We start from the raw sequence: 12,429 nt of genomic DNA on the forward strand, positions 1-12,429 counted from the left end.
GCCGCTGATCTCCGGCGGGATGGGGCGGTGCCGGGCCGTGCTGGTCTGCGCCGCCACCGGGGCCCCCACGGTGCTGGGGGCGGCGGCGGGGTACTTCCTGGGAACCCTGGGGCCCCGGGCGCTGTCCCTGGCGCTGAGCTTCGCCTCCGGCGCCATGCTGTACGTGGTGTTTGGGGAGCTGCTGCCCGAGGCGGGGGAGATGTGGAAGTCCCGCCTGCCCGCCCTGGCGGCGGGGGCCATGGAGTCCGTGGGCAGCATGCTGGGCCCCATCAGCATGATCATCATCGGCATGCTGATGGCGGGCGTGGACCTGAAGCGGGTGATCCGCATTCCGGGGGTGTGGAAGGTGACGCTGCTGCGGCTGATTGTCTACCCGCTGGTGATTCTGCTGGTGCTGAAGTACAGCGGCATCGCCTCCCTGCTGTCTCTTCTGCTGGTGCGGGCGGGTCTTGGGACCAATGTGGACCTGGTGACCATCGGCGTCCTGATGCTGCTGGTGCCGGGCGTGGCCCTGACCAACGCCATGCGGGAGATTGTGGCCGGCGACACCTACTCCGGACTCAGCCGGACGGCGGAGGCCATTCTGATCGCCATGGGCATCGCCCTGGGGGCCGCCGTGGGCCTGGGCATCGGGTACATTCTGTAAAGGGGATCTGCTTTTATGGATATCTGGTCTCAATATGTTCTGCCCTGCCTGTGTGCTTTCGCCGGCTGCATCGGATTCACTCTGGTGTTCAATATCCACGGCCCCGGCAAGCTGATCGCCGGCTGCGGCGGCGCTCTGGGATGGCTGGTGTATCTGCTGGCCGGCAAGACCATCCTGGCAGGCTTTTTCGCCGCCATGGCCATCAGTCTGTTCTCGGAAGTCATGGCCCGCATCCGCCGCTGTCCCGTCACCGGCTACCAGCTGGTGGCCCTGCTGCCCCTGGTGCCCGGCGGCGGCATCTACTACACCATGGAGCACGCCATGAGCGGGGAGACCTCCCTGTTCCTGGAATCTCTGCTCCACACCCTGGGCCTGGCCGGGGCCCTGGCGGTGGGCGTGCTGATGGTGGCCTCCCTGGCCCGTCTGGTCACCAACTACCAGAACCACCGGCGGTCCCTTCCCGGAGGAAAACAACCATGAAACGCTACGATTTCGTCCTGCTGGACGCGGATAATACCCTGTTCGACTTTGACCGCTCGGAGCATGAGGCCCTGCGCCTGGCTCTGGAGTCCTGCTCCATCCCCTGTCCCCCGGAGACCGAGGCCCTCTATGTGTCCATCAACAGCGCCCTGTGGGCCATGCTGGACCGGGGGGAGGCCAGCCGGGAGTGGCTGGTGGTGGAGCGCTTTGCCCGGCTCACCGCCGCCCTTGGGGTGGAGGCCGACCCCGCCGCCCTCAACCGCACCTACCTGGACCGGCTGGGGGAGCAGGCCTTCCTTCTCCCCGGCGCGGAGGAGGTCTGCCGGACCCTGGGGAAACACTGCACCCTGGCCATCCTCACCAACGGCGTGGCCCGGGCCCAGCGGGGCCGGTTTGACCGCTCCCCCCTGAAAGAACTCATTCCCCATCTTTTTATTTCGGAGGAGGTGGGGGCCTCCAAGCCCAGCCCCGCCTTCTTCCGCCCGGTGCTGGACGCCCTGGGGGTCACCGACCTGAGCCGGGCCCTGATGGTGGGGGATAACCTGACCTCCGACATCGGCGGCGCCGCCGCCATGGGGCTGGATACCGCCTGGTACAACCCCCGCCGCCTGCCCAATCCCGGCCCCGTTGCCCCCACCTGGGAGCTGACCCGGCTGGAGGAGCTGCCCCCTCTGGTGCTGGACGGCCCTGATCTCTAAACTTCAAACGAGGTGTTTCACTTTGTCCCGCTCCCTCTATTCCCAGCTCACCAAAAGCCCCCCGCCGCCCGCCCGGCGGCGTCTGCCCCTGGTGCTGGCAGCCATTGCGGTAGGCGTGGTACTGGTCACCGTTCCGGTGCTCAGCCGGTCCCCGGCCCAGGGCGCCGACCCCATCCCCACCGCCACCGTCACTCCCATCCCCACACCCGCGCCTACTCCCACGCCCATTCCCGCCTTTGACTTCACCCAGCCCGCCCCCAAGACCCAGCCGGTGGACATGGACTACTTCTCCGACGCCCTGTTCATCGGCGACTCCCGCACCCAGGGGCTGGAGCTGTACAGCGGCGTCAAGGGCGCCACCTTCTACGACCACACCGGACTGACCGTCTTTGGGGTGAACAACCCCGGCCTGGTGACGGTGGACGGCCAGGACTATTCCATTGTGGAGGCCCTGGAGAAGGGGCCCCAGTTCGGCAAGATCTACATAGCCTTCGGCATGAATGAGCTGGGTTATTACAATGAGGAAAACTATTTGCACACCTTCGGCGTCTTTATAGAGGAGGTAAAGGCCCTCCAGCCGGGCGCTGTGATCTATCTGCAAAATCTGGCCCCGGTGGACGAGGCCAAATGCAAGATCTACGGTCAGGCCTCCTGCATCACCAACGCCCGGGTACAGGTCTTTAACCAGCTCTTTGCCCAGCTGGCCCGGGAGCATCAGGTGGTGCTGGTGGACGTGTACAGCGCCCTGATGGGCGACGGCGATACCCTGCCGGAGGAGGCCACCTCCGACGGCATCCATTTCACGCGTCCCTTGTATGAAACATGGCTGACCTGTCTGATGGAGCACACCGTGGACCCGGCGGTCTATCAGGCCGGTCAGACCCATGCGGATGATATGGAAGGAGATAGAGAACCATGAAGAATCTGTTGAAGCGACTGCTGCCCGGCGTGCTGGCCCTGTGCCTGTGCCTGAGCGCCTGCGGAGGCGGCTCAAGCGCCAAGAGCTACGACCCCGCCGCCACCGCCAAGGCCCTGCTGGAGTCCACCGCCTTCAGCGACACCCTGGACACCCTGGACAAGGACACCGCCGCCGCCATGTACGGCATCGACCCCGCCACCATCACCGACTGCGCGGTGTACGCCTCCCTGTCCATGGGCGCGGAGGAGATCGCCGTGCTCACCCTCACCGACGCTGACGCCGCCAAGACCGCCAAGGAGGCCCTGGACAAGCGGGTCAGCGATCAGATCACCGCCCTGGAGAGCTATATGCCCGGAGAGGTGGACAAGCTCAACCACGCCATCGTGGAGCAGACCGGCAACACCGCCCTGCTGGTGGTGGCCGCCGACGCCGACGCCGCCAAGAGCGTGCTGGACGGCCTGAACTGAGTCCTACCCAAAAACGCCGGGGATACCCCGGCGTTTTTTCTGAAAAAATAAACTGCTACCCCTCAACTTTTCATTGACCCCCGCCGTCTAACAGATGCAAACACAAGACCCCCGGCCGGGTCCAGTTTCTACAGATTGAGGTGTCTTCATTGTCCCAGTCCTATCGTCCCAAACGGGTCAAAAACAACAGAAAAGGCCCCGGGGCCACCCTGCCCCTGCTCATTGCCGCGGCAGCGGTGTGCGTCTGTCTGCTGCTCATCCCCTCCGCGGGCAAAAGCGCCCCCCCGGCCGCCGCGGTCACCCCCTCCGTGCAGCCGGAGGTCAGCCCCTCCCAGGCCGTGACCGAGCCCTCCGCCCCTCCCTCGGAGTCTCCCGCCGCGGAGGCCACCCCCGAGCCCACTCCCACTCCCGCCGCTTCTCCCGCCGCCGTCTTTGACTTTACCCAGCCGGTGCCCCAGTCCGAGCCGGTGGAGATGGACTATTTCTCCGACGCCCTGTTCATCGGCGACTCCCGCACCGACGGCCTGCAGATCTACAGCGGCATCAAGGGCGCCACCTTCTACTGCTACAAGGGCCTGAACATCTTCGACATGAGCAAGCGCCAGGTGGTGGAGATGAACGGCGGCAAGTACACCGTGGTGGAGGCCCTGGAAAAGGGCCCCCAGTACAAGAAGATCTACATCTCCCTGGGCGTCAACGAGCTGGGCTATCCCGGCACCGACAGCTTCTACAAGGCCTTCAAGTCCTTCCTGGAGGAGGTCAAGTCCGCCCAGCCCGACGCCATCATCTACCTGCAGAACCTGGTTCCCGTCAACCCGGAGATCTGCGCTCAGAAGAAGCAGCCCTCCTATGTGAACAACGACCGGGTGGCCGACTTCAACGGCGTGTTCCCCAAGCTGGCGGAGGAGTGCCAGGTGGCCCTGGTGGACGTCAAAACCGCCCTCAGCGATGAAAACGGCATCCTGCCCGCCGAGGCCACGGTGGACGGAGTCCACTTTACCAAGGCCTGGTATCAGAAGTGGCTGGAATATCTGATGTGCCACACCGTTACCCCGGAGGCCTATCAAGCGGGCCAGACAGCGGCCCAATAAAAGGAGCGTACCCCGGCATTGGACAACAACATCCGGCAGCAGCTGAACGCCTATATCGTATCCCACCAGGAGGATTTCTACCGCCTGGCGTTCAGCTATGTCAAAAATCGGGACGCTGCCCTGGATGTGGTGCAGGAGAGCATTGTCCGCGCCCTGTCCAAGTCGGACTCTCTCCGGCAGCCGGAGTACCTGAAAACCTGGTTTTACCGCATCCTGCTCAACGAGAGCATGAACCACTACCGCCGGAACAAGCGGCTGGTCCCTCTGGAGGATTCGGTGGCCGACGGACCCGCCCCCGCCAGCGATCCGGCGGAGCGGCTGGACCTGTACGCCGCCATCGACCGGCTGGACCCCAAGGAGCAGGCCATCATCAGGCTGCGCTTTTTTGAGGACATGAAGCTGGAGGAGATCGCCCACATCACCGGCGTCAACCTGAACACCGTCAAATCCCGCCTGTACAAGAGCCTGCGCAAGCTGCGGGAGCTGACCGGAGAGGAGGTAACCACATGAAGGATTTGTGGGAAGAGGCCAGAGCGCAGTATCGGAACGCCGATACGCCCCCGGAGCTGGAATTTGCCGTTGCCTCCGCCCTGCGGGCGGGGGAGAAAAAGCGGCGGCAGCGCCGGGGCCTGCGGCGGAGCCTGTCCGCCGGGCTGGCCGCCTGCGCCTGCTTCGTACTGCTGATCAACGTCAACCCTACCTTTGCCCAGGCCGTGGCCGACGTACCGGTGCTGGGCGATCTGGCCCGGGTGTTTACCGTCCAGCAGTACACCGTGGAGGACCGGGACCATCTCATTGACGTGCGCCTGCCCGCCCTGGACCTGGCCGGAGACACCGATCTGGAGCAGCGGGTCAACACCGAGATCTCCACCCGCATCGACCAGGTGCTCCAGGAGGCGGAGGACCGGGCCCGGGACACCAAGGAGGCCTATGTGGCCACCGGCGGCGACCCTGACGACTTTATGCCCATCATCATCAGCGTGGACTATGAGATCAAGTGCCAGAACGACCGCTATCTCTCCTTTGTCATCACCAAGACCGAGACCCTGGCCAGCGCCTACACCGAGTATTACACCTACAACATCGATCTCCAGGCCGGGCGGGAGGTCACCCTCCGGGATCTGCTGGGCCCCGACTACAAGGAGATCGCCAATTCCGCCATCTCCGCCGAGATCGAACGCCGCAGTCAGGACCCGGATAACCTCTACTTCCTCCAGGGGGAGGGAGGCTTTACCTCCATTGCCGACGACCAGGCCTTCTATCTGGACGCCGACGGTACCCCGGTGATCTTTTTCGAGAAATACGAAATCGCCCCTGGCTATATGGGCGCCCAGGAGTTCCGGGTGCCCCTGCCGGAGACCGGCGGAAGCAAATAAAAAAGAATGGGACGCAAAACCTTGGTTTTGCGTCCCATTCTTTTTTATCATGTTTACAGGTTGGCGAAGATGCTGCTGAACATACCCACCGGAGAGCTCATCAGAGCGGGAAGCAGGCCCTCGCCCAGGATCAGCAGGGTCAGCACGATGGTGACAGCCACCACGCCCAGGTAGATCAGCCAGGACTTGCCGGACTCCAGCTCGGGAGCCACCATCTGGAAGGAGGACACGCCCAGAGCCACCCACAGGATCAGGGTAAGGATCATCACCCACAGGCCCAGAGGCATGGAGATGAGGAAGCAGAAAAAGTCAATGACCATCAGGATGGTGATGAAGATGGAGTGACAGCCGCAGGCGATCACCACGTCCTGGAAGGTGCAGCCGGACTTGAGGATCTTGGCGCCGCCGAAGAGCAGGCCCATGAAAATGATCACGCCAACGACTTCGCTCAGCAGACCGCCCACAAACCAGAACTGGAAGGGTACCTCCGCGTAGCCGTAGGTCATCATACCGATCTTGAGGGAGAAGCCCAGGAACATCAGGATGCAGGCGATGAGCTGAGCGCCCAGCAGGATCAGGGGGGTGGCCAGGTCGCCCTTGGCCAGGGTATTCCGGGTGGCCTGGACCGGGGAGGCAAAGTAGTTCTTCAGGAAGCCGCCCAGGCCGCTGAAGGCAGCGCCCGCCGCGGAGGGCTTGGCAGCGCCGCCGGGGCCGCTCATGGTGTTTACATTGGTGCCGCAGGAAGAACAAAATGCGGAACCGTCAGGGATCTCCTTCCCGCACTTGGGACAGAACATAACACAACACTCCTTCTCTCTGGCGGCAGAATGGGTTTCGCCGCCCGATGTGGCGCTCCGCTTCCCTACGGCGGAGCATACCGGTCCCCACAGAGATGGGGTCGGTTTGTCGAGATTATAACATAGCTGAAGAAAAAAGTAAATCGATGGAAGAGAAATTGTTTCCTTTCCCCCTCTTTTCTCTGTCGGATTGCCTATTGCCGCAGGCCGGTCCCCCGTGCTATAGTTATGTCAGAGACATTCCCGGCAGACCAGAAAAAGGCGCTGACCGGGTCATTTGCGCGCCGTCCGCTGCACCGGCGGCACCCGCGGGGCAGGATGGAGTCTCTCCATCCGCGGGGAGATTAAGGGAGGTATATATGGGGAAGGTATTTCGCTGCTATGTGGAAAAAAAGCCGGGCTTTGACGTGGAGGCCGGCCACCTGCTGGGGGAGCTGAAGGGCACCCTTGGCCTGGAGGGCCTTACCGGCGTGCGGGTCATCCGCCGCTACGACGTGGAGGGTGTGGAGCAGGGGGCCTATGAGGCCGCCGTGGAGTACGCCAAGGAGCGGGTCCAGTTCGGCAAGCGCCTCAGCCAGTTCCAGAACACCCAGTTCCAGCTGGCCGATATGCACACCCGGATGCAGGCCGCTCAGTACCTGGTGTACGCCGCTGCCATGAAGAAGGAGAAGCACGAGCCCTACAGCGTGGACGCCGCTATGGCGAAGCTGTTTGCTGCTGAGTCCGCCTCTGACGTGACCCGCCGCGCTGTCCAGCTGTTCGGCGGTTACGGCTACACCCGTGAGTATCCCGTGGAGCGCATGATGCGTGACGCCAAGATCACCGAGATCTATGAGGGTACTTCCGAGGTCCAGCGCATGGTCATCTCCCGTGCTCTGGGTGTGAAATAAGATAGGAGGCAGATGGAAATGAAAATCATTGTTTGTGTCAAGCAGGTCCCCGATACCTCTGGTAAGGTGGCCGTGAATCCCGATGGTACTCTGAACCGCGCCTCCATGGCTACCATCACCAACCCCGATGACCTGAACGCCGTCGAGGCCGCTCTGACCCTGAAGGAGCAGACCGGCGCCGAGGTCGTGGTCGTCTCCATGGGGCCCCCTCCTGCCGAGGGTATGCTGCGCGAGGTCATTGCCCGCGGCGCTGACCGTGCCGTTCTGGTCTCTGCCCGTGAGTTTGGTGGTTCCGATACCTATGCTACCTCTCAGATCCTGGCTGCCGCCATCAACAAGATCGGCGTGGGCGAGGAGGACATCGTGATGTGCGGCCGTCAGGCTATCGACGGCGACACCGCTCAGGTTGGTCCCCAGATCGCTGAGAAGCTGGGCCTGCCCCAGGTCTCCTATGCTGCTGAGATCACTAAGGAGGGCCGTACCCTCACCATCAAGCGTATGCTGGAGGACGGCTACATGACCATCAAGGTCAACACCCCCTGCCTGATCACCTGCATCAAGGAGCTGAACGCTCCCCGTTACATGAGCGTGGGCGGCATCTTCGAGTGCTATGAGAAGCCCTATGAGGTCTTTGATTACAACACCCTGAAGGACGATCCCCTGATCGACTCCACCACCATTGGTCTGAAGGGCTCCCCCACCAACATCTTTAAGTCCTTCACGCCTCCCCAGAAGGGTGCCGGCATGATGCTGGAAGGCGCCGACAAAGACACCTGCGACAAGCTGGCCGGCATTCTGGCTGCCAAGCATTTGATCTGATAGAAGGGAGAACGGAAGAATATGTCTACTTTTAACAGTGCTGATATCGCTGCCTTCAACGGCGGTGTGTGGGTATTCTGCGAGCAGCGTCAGGGCACCATGATGCCCACCTCCTTCGAGCTGATCTCCGAGGGCCGCAAGCTGGCCGACGAGCTGGGGACTAAGCTGTACGGTATCCTGCTGGGCCACAACATTGAGGGCATCGCCAAGGAGCTGGGCGGCTACGGTGCTGACGGCGTGTACGTCTGCGACCACCCCCTGCTGGAGAACTACACCACCGACGGTTACACCAAGGTGATCTGCGACACCGTCATGGAGTACAAGCCTGAGGTCATGCTGATTGGCGCCACCAACATCGGCCGCGATCTGGGCCCCCGCTGTGCTGCCCGTCTGCACACCGGTCTGTGCGCTGACTGTACTCATCTGGACATCGATGTGCCCAAGTACAAGCAGTTCCTGCGTGAGTCCTCCACTCTGGCCCCCGCAATGATCGACGGGATCCCCGAGGAGGACCGCAACCTGAAGATGACCCGTCCCGCTTTCGGCGGCCATCTGATGGCTACCATCATCTGCCCCCGCTTCCGTCCCGCCATGGCCACTGTGCGCCCCGGCGTGATGAAGAAGGCTGAGTTCGATCAGGCCAAGGCTGACGCCTGCGAGCTGATCAAGCCCACCATCGCGCTGACTGAGAACGACATGGAGACCCAGGTGGTCGAGGTCGTCAAGGCCGCCAAGAAGCTGGTCGATCTGATTGGCGCTGACGTGGTCGTCTCTGTGGGCCGTGGCATCTCCAAGGATGTCCAGGGCGGCATCAAGCTGGCTGAGGAGCTGGCTGCTGAGCTGGGCGGCGTCGTTGGCGGTTCCCGTGCCACCATCGACTCTGGCTGGCTGTCCGCCGACCATCAGGTTGGTCAGACCGGCAAGACCGTTCACCCCAAGATCTATGTTGCTCTGGGCATCTCCGGCGCCATCCAGCACAAGGCTGGCATGCAGGATTCTGAGTGCATCATCGCGGTGAACAAGAGCGAGACCGCTCCCATCTTCGAGATCGCCGACTACGGCATCTGCGGCGACCTGTTCAAGGTCACCCCGCTGCTGATCGAGGCGGTGCGCGCCGCCAAGGCTGCGAAGTAAGATTCGCATTGAAAAAGACTCCATCCGAGAGGATGGAGTCTTTTTTTGCGCAATTTGAAGAAAAACTATGTAAAGCTATATTACATTACATGATTGTAAGCAGAAGGTCTGCCAGGAATACAACCCCGGTAATCCCTGCGACCCAGGCCCTGCTGCGAAGAGAGAGAAGGCCGACAGCCCGTTCAAAAAGGGGCTGAAGCAGGAAGAGGAAAAATACGCCGCCCAGGCCGAAGCGAACGGAGGGGGAGAGGGCAATCCGTCCCTGGAAGTTGACGGCGTAGTCCACATAGGTCTGCCAGGGCCAGCTTCCGGTCAGCCATTCCAGCAGATAACTGGTGATCAGTTCAATTCCCGTTGCCACTGCCATACATCCGAGAAAAATCAAAAGTGGTTTTAAAATCCGCAGCCACCGGGGGCGCTTCAGGGCCATGAGACGGTGGAAGCAAAGCAGAAATGCCAGAGCTCCCACGCCGTAGACGGGACAGTAGGGGCCATGGAGTACGCCACGATCCGAGTAGCCCCAGCGATAGACTATTACCTCCAGAAACACCTCATAAACCCAACCGATGATGGAATAGAGCATAAAATAGAGGAACCATGCCTCCAGCGTCTGCAATCGTCGTTTCATAGGCACCTCACACAGCTGTTTTTCTTCATCATAACATGGAGAGCACAGTCAGGCAAGGGGACATGAGTGACAAGCGGAGGAATGTGTGGTATACTACCGCTGTATGACACAGGCGGCCGTTTGACAGCCTGTGCGGGCAAAAGGAGAAACATATGGAGAACTACTTTGAAAACGCGATGACCGCCGATCAGCTGCGTGCGATCAGCTCCATCGGCCTTGCGCATATGGGGGACGCAGTGTTTGAGATTCTGGTGCGGACCTGGCTGTGTACCCATGGCAAGGCTACCGGCAAGGGACTGCACCAGGCAACTGTGGCACTGGTGCGGGCGGAGAGTCAGGCGGAAAAAGCCCAGCGCATTCTGCCCATGCTGACGGAGGAGGAACTGGCAGTATTCAAGCGGGGCCGGAACGCGCAGGTGCACTCGGTGCCGCCTCACGCCAGCCGCGCACAGTACGGGGAGGCTACCGCGCTGGAAGCTACGCTGGGATGGCTGTGGCTTCAGGGCCGTACTGAGCGGATCAATGAACTGTTCTGCACGATGATGGAGGAATGACCATGGCACTGGATGCCGTATGTTTACAGGCTGTTTTGGAGGAGCTGCGGCCGCAGCTGCTGGGGCTGCGTATTGATAAGGTGCAGCAGCCTGCCCGGGATCAGGTGATTTTGCTGCTGCGGGGAAACCGGCGGCTGCTGCTCAACGCGGGGGCCAACGCGCCCCGAATCCAGCTGACGGAGCTGACCCGGGACAATCCGGCGGAGCCGCCTATGTTCTGCATGCTGCTGCGCAAGCACCTGGTGGGGGCGCGGGTGGCGGCGCTGACCCAGCCGCCGCTGGAGCGTCTGGTCCGGCTGGAGCTGGATATTACGGACGACTTTGGCCGTCCGGGCCGTCGGACACTGGTACTGGAGGCCATGGGCCGCCGCTCCAATTTGATTTTGCTGGATGAGGAAGGGCGGATCATCGACTGTCTGCGCCGGGTGGATGCGGAGATGTCCGCTGCTCGACAGGTGCTGCCGGGACTGTATTATCAGATGCCGGAGAGTACCGGGCGATTGCCGGTGGTAGAGGAGACGGAGGAGGGCTTTTTGGAGAAGCTCTCTTCGGCGGACTGCGAGCGGGCAGCGGACAAGTTTTTGCTGGATCAGTATTTCGGACTCTCGCCGCTGATGGCCCGGGAGGTGGTATTCACCGCTACCGGGGAGACAGATCGGCGCCTGTTTGAGATGGATGCAGGTGCACGAACTGCCTTGTGGTCGGCAATGGCTTCTTATATCGAGGCAATCAAGGAAAACCACTTCACACCATATTGCCTGCGGCAAAACGGGCGTCCCATGGAGATTGCCTGCGTTCCCATCCGCCAATACGGCAGTGCGGTGGAGCTGGAGCGGTACGAGAACTTCAGCACCCTCTTGGATGCCTTCTACGAAACCAGGGAGCGCATGGAGCGTACCCGCCAGCGGGGGGCGGAGCTGATTCGGGCCGCTACCACGGCCCGGGATCGGCTGCGCCGGAAGCTGGCCATCCAGGAAAAGGACTATGAGGCCACGCAGAAGCGGCAGCAGCTGCGGATCTGCGGGGATCTGATTACGGCCAACCTCTACCGGATGGAGCGGGGGCAGAGCCGGTTGGAGTGTGAAAATTACTATGACCCTGCCGGCGGGACAGTCACGATCTCTCTGGACCCGCTGCTTAACCCCCAGCAGAACGCGGCCAAATACTACAAGAAATATACCAAAGCCAAGACCGCGGAGCGGTATCTCCGGGAGCAGATGGCCATTGCCCGCCGGGATCTGGAGTACTTGGAGAGCGTGCTGGAGGAGATCGCCGAGGCGGAGACGGAGCAGGATTTCCTGGACATTCGGGATGAACTGCGCCAGGCAGGGTTTCTCCGCAGCCAGGGAAAGGGGAAAAAAGAGCTCAAGCGGGCAGCAAAGCCCCGGGAATTCCGGACCAGTTCCGGCTTCCGGGTCCTGGTGGGCCGGAACAACCGGCAAAACGACAAGCTGACTCTTAAGGATGTGGACCATCGGGACTTGTGGCTGCATACGCAGAAAATCCACGGTTCCCATGTGATTGTCTGCACCGGCGGCGCGGAAGTGGATGAGCAGACGCTGCTGGAGGCGGCGCAGCTGGCTGCCTACTATTCCCAGGCCAGGGAGAGCAGCAACGTCCCGGTGGACTACACAGCGGTGAAATATGTCAAGAAGCCCGCCGGCGGACGGCCGGGTATGGTCATTTATACCACCTGTCATACGGTATACGTGACGCCGGATGCAGCTCTGGTGAAACGCCTGCAGGTACGCTGAAAATGAGGAGAGCACGGCTGCTGGTTACCAACAGCCGTGCTCTTTTCATATTGCCAAAAAAACCGTTATTTCTTTGTGAAAAACGCCAATTGTAAACCGCGACAGAAGCGGTAAAATGAATACTCCACCAAATACAAACGTTTGCGAGCTATGGAAACTTTGTGAAGAGGGAAGGG

General features: G+C 61.7%; 14 protein-coding genes and 1 pseudogene. 13 read left to right on the forward strand and 2 right to left on the reverse strand.

Going from position 1 to position 12,429, the window contains the following annotated elements:
- From QZS13_RS01105 to QZS13_RS01140, 8 genes are all read left to right on the forward strand, one after another.
- On the forward strand, positions 1–646 hold a 646-nt coding region (locus tag QZS13_RS01105; protein WP_295584409.1), incomplete at its 5' end, for a threonine/serine exporter family protein.
- A gap of 15 nt (positions 647–661) precedes the next feature.
- A complete protein-coding gene (locus tag QZS13_RS01110; RefSeq protein WP_295584411.1) occupies positions 662–1,126 on the forward strand; it encodes a threonine/serine exporter family protein in 465 nt (154 codons plus the stop codon).
- Positions 1,123–1,824, forward strand: coding sequence for a YjjG family noncanonical pyrimidine nucleotidase (locus tag QZS13_RS01115; protein ID WP_295584413.1), 702 nt, complete (start codon positions 1,123–1,125; stop codon positions 1,822–1,824). Before QZS13_RS01110 ends, QZS13_RS01115 begins: the two co-directional genes overlap by 4 nt.
- Positions 1,825–1,846: 22 nt before the next feature.
- Positions 1,847–2,743 (forward strand): GDSL-type esterase/lipase family protein, encoded by an 897-nt coding sequence (locus tag QZS13_RS01120; protein ID WP_295584415.1) that lies wholly within the window; start codon positions 1,847–1,849, stop codon positions 2,741–2,743.
- Complete coding sequence (locus tag QZS13_RS01125) at positions 2,740–3,210, forward strand: DUF4358 domain-containing protein (protein ID WP_295584417.1); 471 nt, start codon at positions 2,740–2,742, stop codon at positions 3,208–3,210. The genes QZS13_RS01120 and QZS13_RS01125 overlap by 4 nt, the downstream gene beginning before the upstream one ends.
- Before the next feature lie 149 nt (positions 3,211–3,359).
- Positions 3,360–4,301: a GDSL-type esterase/lipase family protein gene (locus tag QZS13_RS01130; protein WP_295584421.1), complete on the forward strand. Its 942-nt coding sequence runs from the start codon at positions 3,360–3,362 to the stop codon at positions 4,299–4,301.
- Positions 4,302–4,319: 18 nt separating this feature from the next.
- Positions 4,320–4,811 (forward strand): RNA polymerase sigma factor, encoded by a 492-nt coding sequence (locus QZS13_RS01135; RefSeq protein ID WP_295584423.1) that lies wholly within the window; start codon positions 4,320–4,322, stop codon positions 4,809–4,811.
- The gene (locus QZS13_RS01140) at positions 4,808–5,677 is read left to right on the forward strand and encodes a DUF3298 and DUF4163 domain-containing protein (RefSeq protein ID WP_295584424.1); all 870 of its coding nucleotides are present in this window, start codon (positions 4,808–4,810) and stop codon (positions 5,675–5,677) included. The genes QZS13_RS01135 and QZS13_RS01140 overlap by 4 nt, the downstream gene beginning before the upstream one ends.
- A gap of 53 nt (positions 5,678–5,730) precedes the next feature.
- On the opposite strand, the gene QZS13_RS01145 is transcribed toward QZS13_RS01140, so the two are convergent.
- Positions 5,731–6,474 carry a zinc ribbon domain-containing protein gene (locus QZS13_RS01145; protein ID WP_295584426.1) on the reverse strand — a complete coding sequence of 248 codons (744 nt, stop codon included), beginning with the start codon at positions 6,472–6,474 and terminating at the stop codon, positions 5,731–5,733.
- A 500-nt stretch (positions 6,475–6,974) separates the two neighbouring features.
- Between QZS13_RS01145 and QZS13_RS01150 the strand changes: the two are divergent.
- The 3 genes and pseudogenes from QZS13_RS01150 to acrA form a co-directional block, all read left to right on the forward strand.
- Positions 6,975–7,364: pseudogene (locus QZS13_RS01150) on the forward strand (acyl-CoA dehydrogenase family protein); the annotation flags it as partial.
- 18 nt (positions 7,365–7,382) lie between these two features.
- The gene (gene acrB / locus QZS13_RS01155) at positions 7,383–8,183 is read left to right on the forward strand and encodes an acryloyl-CoA reductase electron transfer subunit gamma (protein ID WP_119347165.1); all 801 of its coding nucleotides are present in this window, start codon (positions 7,383–7,385) and stop codon (positions 8,181–8,183) included.
- A gap of 21 nt (positions 8,184–8,204) precedes the next feature.
- A complete protein-coding gene (acrA, locus tag QZS13_RS01160) occupies positions 8,205–9,317 on the forward strand; it encodes an acryloyl-CoA reductase electron transfer subunit beta (protein WP_295584430.1) in 1,113 nt (370 codons plus the stop codon).
- Between the two features lie 85 nt (positions 9,318–9,402).
- Here the strand turns inward: acrA and QZS13_RS01165 are convergent, their stop codons facing one another.
- Entirely contained in the window at positions 9,403–9,945 is a 543-nt protein-coding gene (locus QZS13_RS01165) for a putative ABC transporter permease (RefSeq protein ID WP_295584432.1), read from the reverse strand.
- Positions 9,946–10,097: 152 nt separating this feature from the next.
- Between QZS13_RS01165 and QZS13_RS01170 the strand changes: the two genes are divergently transcribed.
- Both QZS13_RS01170 and QZS13_RS01175 read left to right on the forward strand, forming a co-directional pair.
- On the forward strand, positions 10,098–10,499 hold the full coding sequence (locus QZS13_RS01170; RefSeq protein ID WP_295584434.1) for a Mini-ribonuclease 3: 402 nt from the start codon (positions 10,098–10,100) through the stop codon (positions 10,497–10,499).
- A 2-nt stretch (positions 10,500–10,501) separates the two neighbouring features.
- Positions 10,502–12,253 (forward strand): NFACT family protein, encoded by a 1,752-nt coding sequence (locus QZS13_RS01175; protein WP_295584436.1) that lies wholly within the window; start codon positions 10,502–10,504, stop codon positions 12,251–12,253.
- Positions 12,254–12,429 lie beyond the last annotated feature (176 nt).

It is taken from the genome of uncultured Oscillibacter sp., from assembly GCF_900546705.1.
In the GTDB taxonomy this organism is placed as follows: Bacteria; Bacillota; Clostridia; order Oscillospirales; family Oscillospiraceae; genus Oscillibacter.

What these genes read in the sequence shown, in the direction of transcription:
- QZS13_RS01110 (WP_295584411.1), top strand. Translation starts at nt 662, where the DNA reads ATGGATATCTGGTCTCAATATGTTCTGCCCTGCCTGTGTGCTTTCGCC.
- QZS13_RS01115 (WP_295584413.1), top strand. Translation starts at nt 1,123, where the DNA reads ATGAAACGCTACGATTTCGTCCTGCTGGACGCGGATAATACCCTGTTC.
- QZS13_RS01125 (WP_295584417.1), top strand. Translation starts at nt 2,740, where the DNA reads ATGAAGAATCTGTTGAAGCGACTGCTGCCCGGCGTGCTGGCCCTGTGC.
- QZS13_RS01140 (WP_295584424.1), top strand. Translation starts at nt 4,808, where the DNA reads ATGAAGGATTTGTGGGAAGAGGCCAGAGCGCAGTATCGGAACGCCGAT.
- QZS13_RS01145 (WP_295584426.1), bottom strand. Translation starts at nt 6,474, where the DNA reads ATGTTCTGTCCCAAGTGCGGGAAGGAGATCCCTGACGGTTCCGCATTT.
- acrB (WP_119347165.1), top strand. Translation starts at nt 7,383, where the DNA reads ATGAAAATCATTGTTTGTGTCAAGCAGGTCCCCGATACCTCTGGTAAG.
- acrA (WP_295584430.1), top strand. Translation starts at nt 8,205, where the DNA reads ATGTCTACTTTTAACAGTGCTGATATCGCTGCCTTCAACGGCGGTGTG.
- QZS13_RS01165 (WP_295584432.1), bottom strand. Translation starts at nt 9,945, where the DNA reads ATGAAACGACGATTGCAGACGCTGGAGGCATGGTTCCTCTATTTTATG.
- QZS13_RS01170 (WP_295584434.1), top strand. Translation starts at nt 10,098, where the DNA reads ATGGAGAACTACTTTGAAAACGCGATGACCGCCGATCAGCTGCGTGCG.
- QZS13_RS01175 (WP_295584436.1), top strand. Translation starts at nt 10,502, where the DNA reads ATGGCACTGGATGCCGTATGTTTACAGGCTGTTTTGGAGGAGCTGCGG.